This window comes from Mycobacterium sp. Panama NTM2, assembly GCF_054355555.1.
The window spans coordinates 2,386,990-2,405,900 of record NZ_CM135953.1 but is presented as its reverse complement, the minus strand read 5'-3'; the positions used below and the strand labels follow the sequence as shown (position 1 = coordinate 2,405,900).

Here is an 18,911-nt window from a genome sequence, read left to right as displayed (position 1 = left end):
CCGTGCCCAGCCGACGACTCCTGCCACGGCTCTTCGTGCGGCTCGTCGATCTCTTCCCGGAGCCGAGCCTGCGCGTGCAGCGCATCGTCGCCGCCGCGGTGATCCTGACCCAGGGCGGCATCGCCGTGACCGGCGCCATCGTGCGTGTCACCGCGTCGGGACTGGGCTGCCCGACTTGGCCGCAGTGCTTCCCCGGCAGCTTCACGCCCGTCCCCCATGCCGAGGTTCCGGGCATCCATCAAGCCGTCGAGTTCGGCAACCGGTTGATCACGTTCCTGGTCGTGCTGACCGCGGCCGCGGCCGTCATCGTGGTGACCCGGGCCCGGCGCCGCCGCGAGGTGCTCATCTACGCCTGGCTGATGCCGGCCTCGACCGTGCTGCAGGCCGTGATCGGCGGCATCACGGTTCTCACCGGCCTGCTGTGGTGGACCGTGGCGGTGCACCTGCTCGCCTCGATGCTGATGGTGTGGCTCTCGGTCCTGCTGTTCGTCAAGATCGGTCAACCCGATCAGGGCGTGACGGTCTCACGCGCGCCGCGAGCGTTGCGCCAGCTGACCGCACTGAGCGCACTGACCCTCGCCGCGGTGCTCGTCACCGGCACGATGGTCACCGGGGCGGGACCCCACGCCGGCGACAAGAGCATCGAGCGCCCGGTGCCACGGCTGGAGGTCGAGATCACCACGCTCGTCCACCTGCACTCGTCGTTGCTCGTGGCCTACCTGTCGCTGGTGATAGGGCTGGGCTTCGGGCTGCTGGCGACCCGCACGGCGCCTCCGGTGCTGAGGCGATTGCGGGTGCTGGTGGTCCTGATCGCCGCACAGGGGCTGCTCGGTGCGGTCCAGTTCGCGACCGGGGTGCCGGCGGTGCTGGTGGCGTTCCACGTCGCGGGGGCCGCGGCGTGTACCGCCGCGACGGCCGCGCTATGGGCCGCGATGCGCGAACGGACCCAGCCCGAGCTCGTCGAGGGCTGACTCCAGCGCCAGCGCGAATCGGCGCTGCTGCCGGTCCCGGGCCGCCTGATCGAGCTGCCGCCACCCCAGTGACGGCTCGACGAGCTCGAGTTCCAGCAGCGCCGGCGCATCCGGTCCACCCAACACATCGACGCGCGCGTACAGCAGATCGGTGACCCGGATGCGCAGATGCGCCGCCGCGGCGGCGAGGGCGGCGTGGCCGACCTCCCACAGCTCGTCCGCCGGGTCCGCGCGCTGCAGACGCTCCTCGGCGTAGGTGCCGGACGGATCGAGCACCGGCCCCCGGCCCGCCTCGGGCAGCATCGGACCCTTCATGAAGGCGTGTGACGGCTCACCGCGCAGGAACACCATCGCGGTCTCGCCGGCGGCCACCCGAGCGTCGTAGGGCTGTACCAGCGCCGTCCGTCCGTCGGCCTGCAAGGCCACGGCATGCGCGTACGCCGCGTCCGCGTCGCGGAACCGCATCGCCCCCACCGATCCGGCGCCGACCGCTGGTTTCACCACGATCTCCCTACCGACCTCCCCGATGACGACCGGCTCCCCCGGCGCGAAGAACGCGCTGGGTACGGTCGGCACGCCGGCGGCCGCGAGGTCGGCCAGATACCGCTTGTCGGTGTTCCACGCGACCACATCGCGCCCGTTGAGCAGCCTGCGTACCCGAGAGGTCCAGGCCATGAACTCGGCGAGCCGTTCGGTGTAGTCCCACGTCGCGCGCAGGATCACCACGTCGGCATCGAGCGTTGCGGGATCGTCCCAGGAGAGCCACCGGGCGTGAAGTCCGCGCGTCCGCAGCGCCCCCACCAAGCCGGCATCGTCACCGTCGCCCTCGGGCAGCGCGGGGCATCCCGCCAGCACGATGCGCGGATGGAACACCTCGGGGCGGGCGAGCTTCATGACGGGCATGATGTCACCTATGTACGCGATCGAAGTCGCCGAGACCGGCGGGCCGGAAGTTCTGTCCTACGTCGAGAAGTCCCGGCCCGCACCCGGACCCGATCAGGTGCTGATCAAGGCCGAGGCGATCGGCGTCAACTTCATCGACACGTACTTCCGTTCGGGGCTGTATCCGCGGGAGCTGCCGTTCGTCGTCGGCACCGAGGTGTGCGGCACGATCGAGGCCGTCGGCGACGATGTCGCCGCGCTCAACGTCGGCGACCGAGTGGTGACCGCCCAGGCTCTCGGCGCCTACGCCGACTACTGCCTGGCCCCCGCCGACTTCGTCGCCTACGTGCCCGAGGGCGTGGCACCCGACGTGGCCGCCTCGGCGCTGTTGAAGGGTATGACGGCGCATTACCTGATCAAGTCCACCTACCCGATCCAGCAGGGCGACACCGTGCTGGTGCACGCCGGCGCCGGCGGCGTCGGTCTGATCCTGACCCAATGGGCCACCAGCCTCGCGACCAAGGTGATCACGACGGTCTCGACGTCCGACAAGGCCGAGTTGTCCCGCCAGGCCGGTGCGGTCGAGGTGCTCGACTATCCGGACGATCCGCAGACGTTCGGCGCGCACATCCGGGAGCTGACCGACGGCCAGGGCGTGCAGGCGGTCTACGACGGGGTGGGTGCCTCGACGTTCGAGGCGAGCCTGGCAAGCCTCGCGGTGCGCGGCACGTTGGCGCTGTTCGGAGCGGCGAGCGGGCCGGTGCCGCCGTTCGATCCGCAGCGCCTCAACGCCGCCGGTTCGGTGTTCCTGACGCGACCGAATCTCGCCCACCACACCCGCACGGCCGACGAATTCTCGTGGCGGGCGGGCGAACTGCTCAGCGCCATCGCCGACGGCACGCTGACCGTGACCGTCAGCAACCGTTATGCGCTCGCCGATGCGGAGCAGGCACACCGCGACCTGCAGGGCCGCAAGACCGTCGGATCGGTGGTGCTGCTGCCCGGCTGACTCAGAGGTGCAGCAGAGTGGGCAGGTTCAGAGCCGAGTCGACGGCCAGCGCGCAGAACACCACCGCGAGGTAGTTGTTCGACTGGAGGAACAGCCGCAGCGGCTTGACCGGTTCCCCGCGCCGCACGCCGGCGTAGAGCTGATGGGCCATCACCAGGAACCAGGCGCCGGCCAGGATGGCCACCGAGGCGTACAGCCAGCCGGTGGCCATGGCCAGCGCCAGCGTCGCGATCACGGTCAACCAGGTGTAGACGAGGATCTGCCTGGTGACCTGCACCTCGGTCGCGACCACCGGCAGCATCGGCACGCCCGCCGCCTTGTAGTCCTCCTTGTAGCGCATGGCGAGCGCCCAGGTGTGCGGCGGCGTCCAGAAGAAGATGATCAAGAACATCACGATCGCGGGCCAGCTGATCGTGCCGGTCACCGCCGACCAACCGATCATCACCGGCATGCAGCCGGCGGCTCCGCCCCACACGACGTTCTGCGAGGTCCGCCGCTTGAGCAGCAGCGTGTACACCAGCACGTAGAACGCGATCGTGGCGCCGGCCAGGTGCGCCGAGAGCATGTTGGTGGTCCACCACAGCCAGAAGAACGACCCGACCGAGAGCGCCAAGCCGAACACCAGGGCGTGGCTGCGGGGCACCGTGGCGCGCGCCAGCGGACGGCGCTCGGTGCGCTTCATCACCTTGTCGATGTCGGCATCGGCGACGCAGTTGAGGGTGTTGGCGCCGGCGGCGGCCAGCAGTCCGCCGAACATCGTGTTGAGGATCAGCAACGGGTCCACGCTGCCGCGGTGGGCCAACAGCATCGCCGGAATCGTGGTGACCAGCAGGAGTTCGATGACGCGCGGCTTCGTCAGAGCCAGGTAGCCGAGCAGGGTGGTGCGGAAACCGCGCGGGGCGGCGTCGGCCGAATCCCCGACGAGGTCGCCTTCGCGGATCCTCACCCAACCAACTCCTTCACGCCGCGTCTACTACAGGCGATGGTAGACCGCTCGGGGCCGTCGCCGAAATCTCGGGGTGTCACGGATGGTTCCCGGCACCGTGGGTATCACCCCTGCGTCCCGGCGTCGGTGAGCACTAGGGTGGTTGGTGCGGATCGACACGCCCCACCAAGTCCAAGGAGTGCGCCTCGTGACCACGCTCGAAGAGATCTCTTCGCTGACCCGACCGAACCATCCCGACGACTGGACCGAGCTGGACACCCGCGCGGTGGACACCGTCCGCGTGCTGGCCGCCGACGCCGTCCAGAAGGTGGGCAACGGTCACCCCGGGACGGCGATGAGCCTGGCGCCCCTGGCCTACACGCTGTTCCAGCGCCAGATGCGCCACGATCCCAGCGACACGGACTGGTTGGGCCGCGACCGGTTCATCCTGTCCTGCGGGCATTCCAGCCTGACGCTCTACCTTCAGCTCTACCTGGGTGGCTTCGGGCTCGAACTGTCCGACATCGAGGCGCTGCGGACGTTCAAGTCCAAGACGCCCGGCCACCCCGAGTTCCGCCACACCAGGGGCGTGGAGATCACCACCGGCCCGCTGGGGCAGGGGCTGGCCTCGGCGGTCGGCATGGCGATGGCGTCACGCTACGAGCGTGGCTTGTTCGACCCCGACGCCCCGGCCGGTGAAAGCCCGTTCGACCACTACATCTACGTGATCGCCTCCGACGGAGACATCGAAGAAGGCGTCACCAGCGAGGCGTCCTCGCTCGCCGGCACCCAGCAGCTCGGCAACCTGATCGTGTTCTACGACAAGAACCAGATCTCCATCGAGCACGACACCAATATCGCGCTGAGCGAGGACGTCGCCGCGCGTTACCGGGCCTACGGCTGGCATGTGCAGGAGATCGAGGGCGGCGAGAACGTGGTTGCCATCGAACAGGCGATCGCGGAAGCGAAAAAGGTGACCGACAAGCCGTCGTTCATCGCGTTGCGCACGATCATCGGATATCCGGCGCCGAACAAGATGAACACCGGCGGTGTGCACGGGTCGGCTCTCGGCGACGACGAGGTCGCGGCCACCAAGAAGATCCTGGGCTTCGACCCGGACAAGACCTTCGAGGTCAGCGACGAGGTGTTCGAGCACACCCGCAAGTTGGTCGACCGCGGACGCGAGGCGCACGAGAAGTGGCAGCCGGGCTTCGACGCCTGGGCCGAACGTGAGCCCGAGCGCAAGAAGCTGCTGGACCGCCTGACCGCCGAGGAATTGCCCGACGGGTGGGACTCCGACATCACCTACTGGGAGCCCGGTTCCAAGGCCGTCGCCACCCGCGCGGCGTTCGGGCAGGTGCTCAACGATGTCGCGCCGAAGCTGCCCGAACTGTGGGGCGGCTCGGCCGACCTGGCGGGCAGCAACAACACCACGATCAAGGGCGTCAAGTCGTTCGGCCCGCCGTCGATCTCGACGTCGGACTTCGAGGCCGACTGGTACGGCCGGGTGCTGCACTTCGGTATCCGCGAGCACGCGATGGGCTCGATCCTGTCGGGCATCGTGCTGCACGGCCCGACGCGCGCGTTCGGCGGGACGTTCCTGCAGTTCTCCGACTACATGCGTCCCGCGGTGCGGTTGGCCTCGCTGATGGACATCGACACCATCTACATCTGGACCCACGATTCGATCGGCCTGGGCGAGGACGGGCCCACCCACCAGCCCATCGAGCACCTGGCGGCGCTGCGGGCCATCCCGAACCTGTCGGTGGTGCGCCCGGGTGACCCGAACGAGACGGCGTACGCGTGGAAGAGCATCCTCGCCCGCGGTAACGGCAGCGGCCCGGTCGGTTTCATCCTGACCCGTCAGGGCATCCCCGTGCTGGAGGGCACCGACGCCGAGGGCGTCGCCCGGGGCGGGTACGTGCTCGGTGGCGGCTCCCCCGCCGACGACGCCGACGTCATCCTGATCGGCACGGGCTCCGAACTGCAGATCGCAGTCGAAGCGCAGAAAGCGTTGCGGGAGAAGAACATCAACGCCTACGTGGTGTCGATGCCGTGCCTGGAGTGGTTCGAGTCCCAGCCCAAGGAGTACCGGGACAGCGTGCTGCCTCCGCAGGTGTCGGCTCGGGTCGCCATCGAGGCAGCGGTCGCGCAGAGTTGGTGGAAGATCGTCGGCGACACCGGCGAGATCATCTCGATCGAGCACTTCGGCGAGTCGGCCGACGACAAGACGCTGTTCCGCGAATTCGGTTTCACCCCAGAGGCAGTGGTGGCCGCCGCGGAACGCAGCATTGCGAACTAGCCAGCGAACAATCGAGGAATTGACATGACCCAGAACGAGAATTTGGCGGCCCTCTCGGCCGCAGGCGTTTCCGTATGGCTCGACGACCTGTCCCGCGAACGGCTGCAGACGGGCAACCTGCAGTCGCTCATCGACACGAAGTCGGTGGTGGGCGTGACCACCAACCCGTCGATCTTCCAGGCGGCACTGTCCAAGGGTGACGCCTACGACGACCAGATCAAAGAACTCGCCGAGCGTGGCGCCGATGTCGACGCCACCATCCGGACCGTCACCACCGACGACGTGCGCAACGCGTGCGACGTGTTCGCCAAGATCTACGAGCAGTCCGACGGCGTCGACGGCCGGGTGTCCATCGAGGTGGACCCGCGGCTGGCCCATGACACGGACAAGACGATCCTGCAGGCGATCGAGCTGTGGAAGATCGTCGACCGGCCCAACCTGCTGATCAAGATCCCCGCCACCGAGGCCGGTGTTCCCGCGATCGCTTCCGTTCTCGCCGAGGGAATCTCGGTGAACGTGACTCTGATCTTCTCCGTCGAGCGCTATCGCCTGGTGATGGACGCCTACCTGAAGGGCCTCGAGAAGGCCAAGGAAGCGGGCCACGATCTGTCCCGCATCCATTCGGTGGCGTCGTTCTTCGTCTCCCGCGTGGACACCGAGATCGACAAGAGGCTCGAGGACATCGGTTCCGACGAGGCGCTGGCGCTGCGCGGCAAGGCCGGCGTCGCCAACGCCCGACTGGCCTACGCCGCCTACGAAGAGGTGTTCCTCGGCGGGGAGCGCTTCGAGAAGCTCGAGAACGACGGCGCACGCGTGCAGCGGCCGCTTTGGGCGTCGACGGGCGTGAAGAACCCCGATTACTCCGACACCCTCTACGTCACCGAGCTGGTGGCCCCCAACACCGTGAACACCATGCCGGAGAAGACGATGGACGCGGTCGCCGACCACGGCGTGGTCACCGGCGACACGGTCACCGGCAAGGGCGCGGAATCGCAGGAGATCTTCGACGAACTCTCGGGTGTGGGCATCGACCTCACCGACGTGTTCCTGGTGCTGGAGAACGAGGGCGTGGAGAAATTCGAGAAGTCGTGGCAGGAGCTCATCGAAGCCACGCAGGGCCAGCTCGACGAGAAGAAGTGATCCGGGCGAGATGAGCGAAGCCTGGCAGAACCCGCTGCGGGACAAGCGCGACAAACGCATGCCCCGCATCGCGGGCCCGTGCTGTGTGGTGATCTTCGGTGTCACCGGGGATCTCGCCCGCAAGAAGCTGATGCCCGCGATCTACGACCTGGCCAACCGGGGGCTGCTGCCGCCGTCGTTCGCCCTGGTCGGTTTCGCGCGGCGAGACTGGGCCGACCAGGACTTCTCCCAGGTCGTCCTCGACGCGGTCAAGCAGCACGCCCGCACGCCGTTCCGCCAGGAGGTCTGGGACCGCTTGTCCGAAGGGGTGCGCTTCGTGCAGGGCACCTTCGACGACGAGAAGGCCTTCGAGAGCCTGGCCGAGACGCTGGGCAAGCTCGACGCCGAACGCGGAACCGGCGGCAATCACGCGTTCTACCTGTCGATTCCGCCGAAGGCGTTTCCTCAGGTGCTCGAACAGCTCTCCCGTACCGGCCTGGCCAAGAAGCCCGAGGGCAGTTGGAGCCGCGTCGTCATCGAGAAGCCGTTCGGTCACGACCTGAAGAGCGCCGAAGAGCTCAACGCGATCGTCAACAACGTCTTCCCGGAGTCGTCGGTGTTCCGCATCGACCACTACCTCGGCAAGGAGACGGTGCAGAACATCCTGGCGTTGCGGTTCGCCAACGAGCTGTTCGAGCCGGTGTGGAACTCGCATTACGTCGACAGCGTGCAGATCACGATGGCCGAGGACATCGGGCTCGGCGGACGTGGCGGGTACTACGACGGCGTCGGCGCCGCCCGTGACGTGATCCAGAACCATCTGCTGCAGCTGCTGGCGCTGACAGCCATGGAGGAACCCGTCAGCTTCTCCCCCGACGAGCTGCAGGCGGAGAAGATCAAGGTGCTCTCGGCGAGCAAGCTGGCCGAGCCCCTCGACGAGACCACCTCGCGGGGTCAGTACACCGCGGGCTGGCAGGGCGGCGAGCGGGTGGTCGGGTTGCTGGAGGAAGAGGGATTCTCGAAGACCTCGACCACCGAGACGTTCGCCGCGATCACCGTCGACGTCGACACCCGCCGCTGGGCCGGTGTGCCGTTCTACCTGCGGACCGGAAAGAGGTTGGGCCGCAGGGTCACCGAGATCGCGCTGATCTTCAAGCGCGCCCCGCACCTGCCGTTCGACGCCACCATGACCGAAGAGCTGGGGCAGAACGCGCTGGTGATCCGAGTCCAGCCGGACGAGGGCATCACGTTGCGCTTCGGGTCCAAGGTGCCGGGCAACATGATGGAAGTCCGCGATGTCAGCATGGACTTCTCCTACGGATCGGCGTTCGCCGAGGAATCGCCGGAAGCCTACGAGCGCCTGATCCTCGACGTCCTACTCGGCGAGCCGTCGCTGTTCCCGGTCAACCAGGAGGTCGAATTGGCCTGGCGCATCCTCGATCCCGCCCTCGAGTACTGGGCCTCGCATGGGAAGCCGGACCCCTACGAAGCGGGCGGGTGGGGTCCTGAATCCGCCTTCGAGATGTTGCGGCGCACCGGCCGGGAATGGAGGAGGCCGTGATCCTCGATCTGCCGGACACCACGACCGACGTCATCAACAAGAAGATCATCGCGCTGCGCGAAGAGGGCGGCGCGATCACGCTGGGTCGGGTGCTGACCCTGGTCATCGCCCCCACCACCGAGGCACTGCTCGAGGACTCGATCGAGGCGGCGAACGCGGCGAGCCGCGAGCATCCCTGTCGCGTCGTCGTCGTCGCGCCCGGTGACCGCCTCGCCGACAAGGCCAGGCTCGACGCACAGTTACGCGTGGGACGGGACGCAGGCGCGAACGAGGTCGTGTGCCTTCGCCTTTCCGGTCCGCTGGCCAACCACGCGAGCAGTGTGGTGATGCCGTTCCTGCTCCCCGACACCCCGGTGGTGACGTGGTGGCCCGACGTCGCTCCCGATGTGCCCGCCGAGGATCCGCTGGGCAAACTCGCCATCCGGCGTATCACCGATGCCACCAACGGCACCGACCCGCTGGCATCGATCAAGGGGCGTCTCAAGGGTTACACGCCGGGTGATACCGACTTGGCATGGAGCCGGATCACGTACTGGCGGGCGCTGCTCACCTCGGCGGTCGACCTTCCCCCGCACGAGCCGATCACCTCGGCGCTGGTCTCCGGGCTGGCCACCGAGCCGGCGCTCGACGTGCTGGCCGGGTGGTTGGCCTACCGCATCGACGGGCCGGTGCGCCGCGCGGTGGGTGAGCTGAAGGTGGAGCTGGTCCGCGACGGCGAGACGATCTCGCTGAGCCGACCCCAGGACGGAGTCACCGCGAAACTCACCCGCACGTCCCAACCGGAAGCACTGGTGCCGTTGGCGCGCAGGGAAACTCGCGAGTGCCTCGCAGAGGACATGCGGCGCCTCGACGCCGACGAGATCTACCACGAGGCCCTGCAGGGTATCGAGAAAGTGCAGTACGTGTGAACGCGACCGTGGAGCGCTACGCCGACAAAGACGCACTGGTCAAAGCCGCCGGGGACCGTCTGGTGGACACGATCACCGCGGCCGTCGCGGCTCGAGGACAGGCCAGCGTGGTGCTGACCGGCGGCGGCACCGGCATCGGACTGCTCGAGCGGGTCAAGGAGCGCAGCGGCGAGATCGACTGGTCGAAGGTGCATCTCTACTGGGGCGACGAGCGGTTCGTTCCCGCCGACGACGACGAGCGCAACGACAAGCAGGCCCGCGAGGCGTTGTTGGACGACATCGACATCCCTACGGTCAACGTGCACGCGATGGCCGCCAGCGACGGCGAGTTCGGCGACGACCTCGACGCGGCGGCGGCAGGCTACGAGCAATTGCTGAACGAGACGTTCGTCGCCCCCGACCGCGAGTTCGACGTCCATCTGTTGGGCATGGGGCCCGAAGGACACATCAACTCACTGTTCCCCGACACCGACGCGGTCAAGGAGACCGAGCGCACGGTGGTCGGCGTGACCGACTCCCCCAAACCACCGCCGCGCCGGATCACGTTGACCCTGCCCGCCGTTGCGCGTTCCCGCGAGGTGTGGTTGGTGGTCTCCGGCGAGGGCAAGGCCGATGCGGTGGCGGCCGCACTGGGCGGGGCCGCGCCGGTCGACCTGCCCGCCGCGGGCGCCGTCGGCCGCGAAGCGACGGTGTGGCTGCTCGACGAGGACGCGGCGAGCAAACTCTAGTCGACGACGATCACGTGCAGCGTGCGCGGACCGTGCACGCCCTCGACCCGGTCGAGCTCGATGTCGCTGGTGGCGCTCGGTCCGCTGATCCACGTCAACGGTCGAGTGTGCACACCCGAATCGATGAGTCGCGCAACGGCGTTCGGCACGTCGTCGACGATCTGGGAGACGCGGACCACGCACACGTGCAGGTCGGGCACCAGGCTCACCGCCCGCCGGCCCTGGCCCGGGCCGTGGTCGAGCACGAGCGTCCCGGTGTTGGCGATCGCCACGGTCGCGGTGGTGACCACGGCGTCGACGGCGTCGAGTTCATCGGCGCTCAGCTCGGTGTCGGAGACCCACGACGCGGCGTCCGGCCACGCCGCCTGGACCACGGCGTCGGCGACCACACTTCGGGCGCCGTGCAGCGCGGCGGCGACAACCGCGTCGACATCGGCCTCGGCGACCCGGTCGACACGGGCCCGGTAGTCGGCCACCCTGTCGCAGAACCGCGCCACCAGCTCCTGTTCGCCGGTCCCGACATCAGCGCCGTACCGCCACGGGATGTCGGCCGGCGCCGGCCGATCGGCCAGCGCAGCGCGGATCCGGGCGAGGATCGCTTCGCGTGCCTCACTCATGGCCGCCACCGGTGCGCTGCCACCACGACCGGAACGACTCCGTCGGCGGCACCGGCGCGTCGCGCGCCCCCGACCACGCGCTGGCGGGCCATGGCAGCCAGCGCAGTCGATCCTTACCGCCGAACAGCTTGCTGCGCACCATCTTCGCCCCGACGGCGGCGGTCTTCTCGAGAGCCTCGAGGCGCCGGTGGTCGGCCAGCAACCAACTCGCCGCCGTCATGGCCGCCTGCTCTGTCGACGGCAGCCCGTCGCGGTGCTCGTCGACCACGCGGGTCCGCAGGTGCACCAGCATCGACGGAATGTCGATGCGCACCGGGCAGACGTCGAAGCAGGCACCGCACAGACTCGACGCGTAGGGCAGCGATCTGTCGATCGCGCTCGCGGTGCCGCGCAGTTGCGGGGTCAGCACGGCGCCGATCGGCCCGGGATACACCGAGCCATAGGAGTGCCCACCCGTGCGTTCGTAGACGGGGCACACGTTGAGGCAGGCCGAGCATCGGATGCATCGCAGCGCGTCGCGGCCGGCCGGATCGGCCAGCACGTCGGTGCGGCCGTTGTCGAGCAGCACGATGTGCACGGTGGTGGGCCCGTCGCCCGCAGCGGAGCCCGTCCAGATCGATGTGTACGGGTTCTCCCGCTCCCCGGTACTGCTGCGCGGCAGCACCTGCAACATCACCTCGAGGTCGCGCCACGACGGCAGCACCTTTTCGATTCCCACCACGGAGATCAGCGTGTCGGGCAGCGTCAGGCACATCCTCCCGTTGCCCTCCGACTCCACCACCACCAGGCTGCCGGTGTCGGCGATCGCGAAATTGGCACCCGAGACGGCCACCCGCGCCCGCAGGAACTTCTCCCGCAGATGCAGCCGTGCCGCCTCGGCGAGGCGACGCGGCTCGTCGGTGAGATCCGCGGGCGCGGGCCGGCCCACCCGGCCCATCTCGCGCAGGAAGATCTCGCGCACCTCGGCTCGATTGCGGTGGATCGCCGGGACGAGGATGTGACTCGGCCGGTCGTCGCCGAGCTGGACGATGAGTTCGGCCAAATCGGTTTCCCAGGCATCGATGCCGGCCTCGGCCAGCGCCTCGTTCAACTCGATCTCCTGAGTGGCCATCGACTTGACCTTGACGACCTCGGAGGCGCCCTGCGCCCGCACCAGCTCGACGACGATGCGGTTGGCCTCGGCAGCGTCGCGCGCCCAGTGCACGGTGGCCCCCGCCGCGGTGGCGTTGGCCTCGAACGCCTGCAGGTGTTCGTCGAGCCGGTGCAGCGCCGCGTCTTTGATCGCGGCTGCCGCCAGCCGCAGGTCCTCCCAGTTCGCGATCTCCGCGACGACGTTGGCGCGTTTGGCGCGGATCGTGCCGGTCGCGTGGGTCAGGTTGCGGCGCAGCACCGAATCGTCCAGGGCGGCCTTGGCCGCGACGGGGAAGGAGGGGAAACCGAGGAACCCGGGAGCTTCGGTCATGTCGGATGCTCCTCGGTGCCGGCGAGCACCTGCGCCAGGTGCAGGACCCGTACGCCGGACCGCTGGCGCGACAGCAGCCCACCGATGTGGGCGAGACACGAATTGTCGCCGGCGACAAGCACTTCGGCGCCGGTGTTGCGGACCGCGCGGGCTTTGTCCGAACCCATCGCGACAGACGTGTCGGCGTTCTTCGTCGCGAACGTGCCACCGAACCCGCAACACTGATCGGCTTGTTCCAGCTCGATGAGCTCGAGGCCGCGGACCGCCTCGAGCAGCCGGCGGGGCCGGTCCCCCACCCCCAACAGACGCAGCGAGTGGCACGTCGGGTGGTAGGTGACCCGATGCGGGAAGTACGCCCCGACGTCGGTGACACCGAGCACGTCGACGAGGAACTCGGAGAGCTCGTAGACCCGCGGCGCGACGGCGGCCACCCGCGCCGCCAACTCCTCGTCGCCCGACCGGGCGGCGATCTCGCGGTGTTGGTGCCGCACCGATCCGACACAGGATCCCGAGGGTGCGACGACGACGTCGTGGTCGGCGAAGGCCGAGGTGAACGCACGGACGGCGGGTACGGCCTCGAGTGCGTACCCGGTGTTGGTGAACATCTGCCCACAACAGGTCTGGGCGCGTGGGAAGTCCACCTCGCAGCCCAGCCGGCGCAGAAGCCGGACAACGGCTTTCGGCGTCTCCGGCCACATCAGGTCGTTGTAGCAGGCGGCGAACAGCCCCACCCGCATGCTCATACGGACATCTTGACCACCGTATCCGACCGGGCGGGTCATACTGGCCGACATGGCAGATCGAAGCGGTAGGCCCGTGCGCACCGGGTCCGAGCGCATCCGCAAGCTGGCGCAGGCCGCGATGAACGCCGACGTCACCGTCGAACAGGTCGACACCATCCTGGAGGGGTTGAGCGAGACGCTGGAGGACCTGGACAAGTCCACGGGCAACCTGGATGCGACCCTGGCCCGCTTCAACGACACCATCAGCAGCATCGACGAGCTGGCTCCCCGCCTGATCGCAGTGGTCGACCGACTCGAGGGGATCGTGACACGGGTCGAGCGGATCGTCGGGGTGGGCGAATCGCTGGTCGCCCCGCTGGCCATCACCGATCAGGTCGTCCGCGGCGTGATGGATCGAGTGAGGCGCGGCTCGGGACTCCGTTGATCCGGTGGGCCTAGCCGCTGTTGCGCAGCGCGGTGGCCAGCCCGCTCATCGTGAGCAGGATGCCCCGCTGGACCAGCTCGTCCTCGTCGCCGGAGCGGTAGCGACGCAGCAGTTCGACCTGCAGGTGGTTCAGCGGCTCCAGGTAGGGGAAGCGGTTGAACACCGACCGCGCCAGCGCCGGGTTGTCGGCGAGCAGATCGTCGTGACCGGTAATGAGCTCGTGCATCCTGATGGTGCGGGCGTGCTCGTCGACGATCTTGTCGAACACCCGGTGTCGCAGCTCGACGTCGTCGACCAGTTCGGCGTAGCGCGCCGCCAACCCCAGGTCCGACTTCGCCAGCACCTGCGCCATGTTCGACAGCACCGTCGCGAAGAAGGGCCACCGCCGGTACAGGTCCTGCAGCACCTCCAGCCGCGCCTCGCTGTCGGGGCCGTCGCCGATGTAGTCCTCGAACGCGGTGCCGGTGCCGTACCAGCCGGGCAGCATGACCCGTGACTGGCTCCAGGCCAGCACCCACGGAATGGCCCGCAGGTCGGAGATCGACGTGGTGGGCTTGCGCGAGGTCGGCCTGCTCCCGATGTTCAGGGCGCCGATCTCGCTGACCGGCGTCGAGGCCTTGAAGTACTCGACGAAACCCGGTGTCTCGTGGACCAATTCGGCGTAGGCGCGCTGCGCACGCGCCGCCAGGTCGTCGAGAACGGCGTAGGCCGGTTCTGCCTCGTCGCCCAGACCTTCGACGTCGAGCAGGGTGGCCTCCAGCGTGGCGGCCAGCAGCGTCTCCAGGTTGCGGTGCGCGAGACGGGGTTCGGCGTACTTCGCGCCGATCACCTCGCCCTGCTCGGTGATGCGCAGTGACCCGTTCACCGCGCCCGGCGGCTGGGCCAGGATCGCGTCGTAGCTCGGACCCCCGCCGCGTCCGACAGTGCCACCGCGTCCGTGGAAGAGCCGCAACCGGATTCCCGCGGTGCGCGCCGTCTCCACGAGGTCCAGCTCGGCCCGGTACAGCGCCCAGTTCGCGGCGAGGTACCCGCCGTCCTTGTTCGAGTCGGAGTAGCCGAGCATCACCTCCTGGCTGTCCCCGCGTGCGGCGACGACGGCCCGGTACAGCGGAAGGTCCAGGGCAGCCTGCAGGATCGCCGAGCCGCGCTGCAGGTCGTCGATCGTCTCGAACAGCGGCACGATGCCGACCGGCGCATAGGGGTGCTCCCCCGACGCGTCGAGCAGCCCAGCCTCTTTGAGCAGCAGCGCCGCCTCGAGCATGTCCGACACCGACTGGCACATCGAGATGATGTAGTTGGGCACCGCGGCGGGCCCGAACACGCGCACTGCGCGCGCGGCGGCGATCACGATGTCGAGTTCCTTGCGGGCCAGATCCGACAGCTGTGCACCCGGGCCGATCAGCGGGCGGCGGGTGGCGAGCTCGGCGGCGAGCAACTCGACCCGCTCGTCCTCGCCCATTGACGCGTAGTCGGCGTGCACGCCGGCCCAGGCCAGCAGCTCGGCGACCACCTCCTCGTGCATGTCGGAGTTCTGCCGCATGTCCAGACCGCTGAGGTGAAAACCGAAGACGCGCACCGCTTCCCGCAGCCGAGCCAGGCGATCATCGGCGACCACCGCGCTGCCGTTGGCCCGCAGCGACGCATCGACGATGTCGAGGTCGGCGGACAGCTCGGCGGGCGTGTCATAGGGCGCCATGCCGAGGTCGAGTTGGTGTTCGGGTTGCCGGTCCAGGATCTGACCGGCGGTGGCGGTCAACCGCGCGTGCACGACGCGCAGCGCGCGCCGGTAGGGCTCGTCGGCGCGGGCCGGCTCGGTGCACGCATCGGCCAGGGCGGCCAGCTCCTCGCTGACGTGGACCAGCCGGACGGACATCGACAGTTCCTGCTCGAGAGTGCTGAGCTCGGCGAAGTAGTGCGCGAACGCGGTGTACGCCGCGCTCCCGGTCGCCATCCGCACGATCTCGGCCGTGACGTTCGGGTTGCCGTCGCGGTCCCCGCCGATCCACGACCCTGGGCGCAGGATCGGCTCGGCCAGCAGGTCCGCGTCGGGCCAGCGGCTCTGCAGCGCCGCGCGCACCTCGGCGTTGACCCGCGGAATGACGTCGAGGAACGCCGCCGGGTAATACCGCAGACCTGTCTCGATCTCGTCGGAGATCTTCAAGCGCGACAACCGGATCAGCGCGGTCTGCCACAGTGTGAGGATGTGGCGACGCAGCTCGCGCTCGATGTCGCGGCCGTCTTCGGTGTGGGTGAGCCCGCGCAGGCGCATCCGCATCAACTCGGTGATGCGGTGCTGGGTGTCGAACACGGTGCGGCGCCGCGTCTCGGTGGGGTGCGCCGTGATGACCGGGGCGACCAGCGCGCCCGCGAGCGCGTCCGCCACCTCCGTGCTGTCGAGGTCGGCGTCGTCGAGCTTGCGGTAGGTCGCGGCCAGGGTGCTGTCCTGCGGCGGTTCCCCGGCCGCCTCGTGCACGGCGCGACGGCGTTCGCGGTGGATGTCCTCGGCGACGTTGGCCAGCAGCGCGAAATGGGTGAACGCGCGGATCACCGGGATCGCCCGACGGGCGTCGATGCCGTCGAACAGCTGCGCGAGCTCCGAGCGGTCGATCTCCGAGCGGCGCACCCGGAACGACTCGACCCGGGCCTGCTCGATCAGTCCGAACGTCTCGTCGCCGTTCTGTTCGCGCACGGTGTCGCCGAGGATCGCGCCCAGCAGGCGGATGTCCTCCCGCATCGGTTCGGTGGCTTCGCGCCCCACCTGCGTGCGTTGGACGGCTCCGATGGGTTCGAGCAGGCTGTCGGTTGTCGGCGGCATGGTGCCCAGTATCGACGCAGCCAGAAGGGGACGCACGGCGAGCCACGGTAGCGTGGCCGGATGAGCGTCACCGAAGCTGAGGTCCTGGTGGTCGGCGCCGGTCTGGCCGGGTTGCGGTGCGCATCGATGCTGGCCGACGCGGGGCGCGAAGTGCAGGTGTGGGAGGCCGCCGACGACGTGGGCGGCCGCATCCGAACCGATGTCGTCGACGGCTTCCGCTGCGACCGCGGTTTCCAGGTGCTCAATCCCGCCTATCCGGAACTGGACCGCTGCATCGACCTCGCGGCGCTGCAGCTGCAACCGTTCGGCGCGGGGGTGGGGGTGCGCCGGGAGCGCGGCGACGTCGTGCTGGCGCACCCGCTGCGGGCGCCGTCGCGCGTACCGGCGATGCTGGCGCGCCGAGCGGTCTCCCCCAAGGACGTGCTGGCGGTGGCGCGCTGGGCCCATGACGCACTGCGGCCGGGGCATCTCAAGCGAGGCGGCGACACCTCGCTCTCGGCGGCGCTGGACCGCAGCGGCGTCTCCGGTGAGCTGCGCCGCGTGATCGACACGTTCCTGTCCGGGGTCGTGCTCGACGATTCGGGGGACACGTCGAACGCGTTCGCGCTGCTGCTGGTGCGCACGTTCGCGCTCGGCGTGCCGTCGCTGCCGGCAGAGGGCATGGCGGCGCTTCCCCGCCAGCTCGCCGCACCGCTCGGCGATCGTGTGGTCCTGCACCGCCGGGTCGTCGAGATCACGCGGGCGGGCGCCGGGTGGCTGGTGCGCGCCGAGGACGGCAGCACGGTGGACGCGCGCGAGGTGGTGGTCGCGACGGACGCGCCCCGGGCCGCGCAGTGGATCGACGGCACCCCCGCCGCGATGCACGGCGTCGTCACCGACTGGTGGGCCACCGACCAGCCGTGGCACGGTCCGCCCATGCTGTGGGTGGACGGCAGGCCGGGCGCGACGGGACCGGTGGTGAACACCGCCGTCATCAGCGCCGCAGCACCCAGCTATGCGCCGCCGGGCCGGCACCTGATCGCCGCGTCAGCGCTGCTGGGGCCGCGACATCCCGAGCCCCGTGAAGAGCAGATGCGCGCGCATGCGGCGACGATCCTCGGGGTGACCGGGACGGATTGGCAGCCGGTGATTCGGCACGTGGTGCGCGACGCACTGCCGCCCCAGCTGCCGCCACTGGTGGTGCGCAAACCGGTACGCGACCCGTCGGGCCTGTGGGTGTGCGGCGACCACCGCGACACGGCCTCGATTCAGGGAGCGCTGGTCAGCGGGCGGCGAGCCGCCGAGGCGGTGCTCAGCTGTACTTGATCTGCAGCGCCATGCCGATGATCGAGACCACCCAGATGCCGGTGATGAACAGCGTCAACCGGTCCAGGTTCTTCTCGACCACGGTGGAGCCCGACAGGCTGGATTGGACGCCGCCACCGAAGAGGCTGGACAGACCGCCACCCTTGGCACGGTGCAGCAGAACCAAGAGCACGACCAGCACGCTGGTCACGACCAGGATGATCTGCAGGGCCAATTCCATGGCCGCCAGACTACAGGGCGCTGATCACCGGCAGCCAATCCCGTCCCGGTAGCGCCGAGATCGACGAAAGGGCGTGCCCGTCTCGAAAATCTACGCCCGAACGTCGGTTTGGGCGCCGTTCAGGTCAGGGCAGCGGGCCGCCCGCGGCGATCGCCGACAGCGTGGCGAACTGCTCGCCGTCCAGTGAGGCCCCGCCGACCAGCGCACCGTCCACATCGCCCTGCCCGATGAGCTCGCCGATGTTCTTGGCGTTCACCGAGCCGCCGTAGAGCACGCGCACCCCCGCCGCGATCTCCGCAGACGCGAGCTCCCCCAGTTCCTTGCGGATGGCGGCACACACCTCCTGCGCGTCGGCGGCGCTCGCGACCCGGCCGGTACCGATCGCCCACACCGGCTCGTACGCGATGACGGTCTTGCTGATCTGCTCGGCGGACAGCCCGGCCAGTGAACCGCGCAGCGACGTCACGTTGAACTCGACGTGATCGCCCGCCTCACGCACCTCGAGCGGCTCACCGATGCAGACGATCGGGGTCAGCCCGTGCTTGAGTGCGGCCGCGGCCTTGGCGGCCACCAACGCGTCGTCCTCGTGGTGATAGGTGCGGCGCTCCGAGTGTCCGACGACGGCGAAGCTGCACCCCAGCTTGGCCAGGAACGCACCGCTGATCTCACCGGTGTAGGCGCCCGAGTCGTGCTGCGAGACGTCTTGGGCTCCATAGGTGAGCCGGAGCTTGTCGCCGTCGACGAGCGTCTGCACGCTGCGCAGGTCCGTGAACGGCGGGATCACCGTCACGTCGACCCGGTCGAAGTACTTGTCCGGCAACGAGAATGCGATCTTCTGCACCAGCGCGATCGCCTCGAAGTGGTTCAGGTTCATCTTCCAGTTGCCGGCGATCAGCGGCTTACGGGACACGTGCGTCTCC

Annotated in this window: 17 protein-coding genes; 9 read left to right on the top strand and 8 right to left on the bottom strand. The window is 69.1% G+C overall.

Features of this window, described 5'->3' with window-relative positions; all coding sequences use genetic code 11:
• Positions 1-35 precede the first annotated feature (35 nt).
• On the top strand, positions 36-971 hold the full coding sequence (locus tag ACXYX3_RS11530) for a COX15/CtaA family protein (RefSeq protein WP_374238330.1): 936 nt from the start codon (positions 36-38) through the stop codon (positions 969-971).
• Here the strand turns inward: ACXYX3_RS11530 and ACXYX3_RS11525 are convergent.
• Positions 921-1,865, bottom strand: a complete 945-nt coding sequence (locus ACXYX3_RS11525; RefSeq protein WP_458612053.1) for an ATP-grasp domain-containing protein — start codon at positions 1,863-1,865, stop codon at positions 921-923. The two genes, ACXYX3_RS11530 and ACXYX3_RS11525, sit on opposite strands and share 51 nt — an antisense overlap.
• Positions 1,866-1,884: 19 nt before the next feature.
• Between ACXYX3_RS11525 and ACXYX3_RS11520 the strand changes: the two genes are divergently transcribed.
• A complete protein-coding gene (locus tag ACXYX3_RS11520) occupies positions 1,885-2,862 on the top strand; it encodes a quinone oxidoreductase family protein (RefSeq protein WP_241203725.1) in 978 nt (325 codons plus the stop codon).
• Position 2,863: 1 nt separating this feature from the next.
• Here ACXYX3_RS11520 and ACXYX3_RS11515 read toward each other — a convergent pair whose 3' ends face one another.
• Complete coding sequence (locus ACXYX3_RS11515; RefSeq protein WP_458612052.1) at positions 2,864-3,802, bottom strand: heme o synthase; 939 nt, start codon at positions 3,800-3,802, stop codon at positions 2,864-2,866.
• Between the two features lie 193 nt (positions 3,803-3,995).
• On the opposite strand from ACXYX3_RS11515, the gene tkt reads away from it, so the two are divergent.
• Genes tkt through pgl form a run of 5 tightly spaced genes read left to right on the top strand, consistent with a single transcriptional unit; the run spans position 3,996 to position 10,405 of the window.
• Positions 3,996-6,089: a transketolase gene (gene tkt / locus ACXYX3_RS11510; protein WP_458611765.1), complete on the top strand. Its 2,094-nt coding sequence runs from the start codon at positions 3,996-3,998 to the stop codon at positions 6,087-6,089.
• Between the two features lie 24 nt (positions 6,090-6,113).
• A complete protein-coding gene (gene tal / locus ACXYX3_RS11505) occupies positions 6,114-7,229 on the top strand; it encodes a transaldolase (protein WP_458611764.1) in 1,116 nt (371 codons plus the stop codon).
• A gap of 10 nt (positions 7,230-7,239) precedes the next feature.
• Complete coding sequence (gene zwf / locus ACXYX3_RS11500) at positions 7,240-8,769, top strand: glucose-6-phosphate dehydrogenase (protein WP_241203728.1); 1,530 nt, start codon at positions 7,240-7,242, stop codon at positions 8,767-8,769.
• Positions 8,766-9,677, top strand: coding sequence for a glucose-6-phosphate dehydrogenase assembly protein OpcA (gene opcA, locus ACXYX3_RS11495; protein ID WP_241203729.1), 912 nt, complete (start codon positions 8,766-8,768; stop codon positions 9,675-9,677). Before zwf ends, opcA begins: the two co-directional genes overlap by 4 nt.
• Positions 9,674-10,405, top strand: coding sequence for a 6-phosphogluconolactonase (gene pgl, locus ACXYX3_RS11490; RefSeq protein ID WP_458611763.1), 732 nt, complete (start codon positions 9,674-9,676; stop codon positions 10,403-10,405). Before opcA ends, pgl begins: the two co-directional genes overlap by 4 nt.
• On the opposite strand, the gene ACXYX3_RS11485 is transcribed toward pgl, so the two are convergent.
• From ACXYX3_RS11485 to ACXYX3_RS11475, 3 genes are read right to left on the bottom strand one after another with little or no spacing between them, the layout of a single operon-like run.
• The gene (locus ACXYX3_RS11485) at positions 10,402-11,022 is read right to left on the bottom strand and encodes a LutC/YkgG family protein (protein WP_458611762.1); all 621 of its coding nucleotides are present in this window, start codon (positions 11,020-11,022) and stop codon (positions 10,402-10,404) included. The two genes, pgl and ACXYX3_RS11485, sit on opposite strands and share 4 nt — an antisense overlap.
• A complete protein-coding gene (locus ACXYX3_RS11480) occupies positions 11,015-12,484 on the bottom strand; it encodes a lactate utilization protein B (RefSeq protein WP_458611761.1) in 1,470 nt (489 codons plus the stop codon). The genes ACXYX3_RS11485 and ACXYX3_RS11480 overlap by 8 nt, the downstream gene beginning before the upstream one ends.
• Entirely contained in the window at positions 12,481-13,221 is a 741-nt protein-coding gene (locus ACXYX3_RS11475; protein ID WP_241203874.1) for a (Fe-S)-binding protein, read from the bottom strand. The genes ACXYX3_RS11480 and ACXYX3_RS11475 overlap by 4 nt, the downstream gene beginning before the upstream one ends.
• A gap of 55 nt (positions 13,222-13,276) precedes the next feature.
• Between ACXYX3_RS11475 and ACXYX3_RS11470 the strand changes: the two genes are divergently transcribed.
• A complete protein-coding gene (locus tag ACXYX3_RS11470; protein ID WP_458611760.1) occupies positions 13,277-13,651 on the top strand; it encodes an ATPase in 375 nt (124 codons plus the stop codon).
• Between the two features lie 10 nt (positions 13,652-13,661).
• On the opposite strand, the gene ppc is transcribed toward ACXYX3_RS11470, so the two are convergent.
• Complete coding sequence (gene ppc, locus ACXYX3_RS11465) at positions 13,662-16,466, bottom strand: phosphoenolpyruvate carboxylase (protein WP_458612051.1); 2,805 nt, start codon at positions 16,464-16,466, stop codon at positions 13,662-13,664.
• 60 nt (positions 16,467-16,526) lie between these two features.
• Here ppc and ACXYX3_RS11460 point away from each other — a divergent pair, with 60 nt between their 5' ends.
• Positions 16,527-17,771, top strand: coding sequence for an NAD(P)/FAD-dependent oxidoreductase (locus ACXYX3_RS11460; protein ID WP_458611759.1), 1,245 nt, complete (start codon positions 16,527-16,529; stop codon positions 17,769-17,771).
• Here ACXYX3_RS11460 and secG read toward each other — a convergent pair.
• Together secG and tpiA are read right to left on the bottom strand one after the other, a co-directional pair.
• Positions 17,758-17,991, bottom strand: coding sequence for a preprotein translocase subunit SecG (secG, locus tag ACXYX3_RS11455; RefSeq protein WP_046361928.1), 234 nt, complete (start codon positions 17,989-17,991; stop codon positions 17,758-17,760). The genes ACXYX3_RS11460 and secG overlap by 14 nt on opposite strands.
• Positions 17,992-18,115: 124 nt before the next feature.
• On the bottom strand, positions 18,116-18,901 hold the full coding sequence (tpiA, locus tag ACXYX3_RS11450; protein WP_046361927.1) for a triose-phosphate isomerase: 786 nt from the start codon (positions 18,899-18,901) through the stop codon (positions 18,116-18,118).
• Positions 18,902-18,911: the final 10 nt, after the last annotated feature.

Excerpts from the sequence above, each read along its gene's own strand:
- ACXYX3_RS11485 (WP_458611762.1), bottom strand. The coding sequence starts at position 11,022 with ATGAGTGAGGCACGCGAAGCGATCCTCGCCCGGATCCGCGCTGCGCTG.
- ACXYX3_RS11470 (WP_458611760.1), top strand. The coding sequence starts at position 13,277 with ATGGCAGATCGAAGCGGTAGGCCCGTGCGCACCGGGTCCGAGCGCATC.
- zwf (WP_241203728.1), top strand. The coding sequence starts at position 7,240 with ATGAGCGAAGCCTGGCAGAACCCGCTGCGGGACAAGCGCGACAAACGC.
- secG (WP_046361928.1), bottom strand. The coding sequence starts at position 17,991 with ATGGAATTGGCCCTGCAGATCATCCTGGTCGTGACCAGCGTGCTGGTC.
- ACXYX3_RS11475 (WP_241203874.1), bottom strand. The coding sequence starts at position 13,221 with ATGCGGGTGGGGCTGTTCGCCGCCTGCTACAACGACCTGATGTGGCCG.
- ACXYX3_RS11480 (WP_458611761.1), bottom strand. The coding sequence starts at position 12,484 with ATGACCGAAGCTCCCGGGTTCCTCGGTTTCCCCTCCTTCCCCGTCGCG.
- ACXYX3_RS11460 (WP_458611759.1), top strand. The coding sequence starts at position 16,527 with ATGAGCGTCACCGAAGCTGAGGTCCTGGTGGTCGGCGCCGGTCTGGCC.
- ppc (WP_458612051.1), bottom strand. The coding sequence starts at position 16,466 with ATGCCGCCGACAACCGACAGCCTGCTCGAACCCATCGGAGCCGTCCAA.
- tal (WP_458611764.1), top strand. The coding sequence starts at position 6,114 with ATGACCCAGAACGAGAATTTGGCGGCCCTCTCGGCCGCAGGCGTTTCC.
- ACXYX3_RS11520 (WP_241203725.1), top strand. The coding sequence starts at position 1,885 with ATGTACGCGATCGAAGTCGCCGAGACCGGCGGGCCGGAAGTTCTGTCC.
- ACXYX3_RS11525 (WP_458612053.1), bottom strand. The coding sequence starts at position 1,865 with ATGAAGCTCGCCCGCCCCGAGGTGTTCCATCCGCGCATCGTGCTGGCG.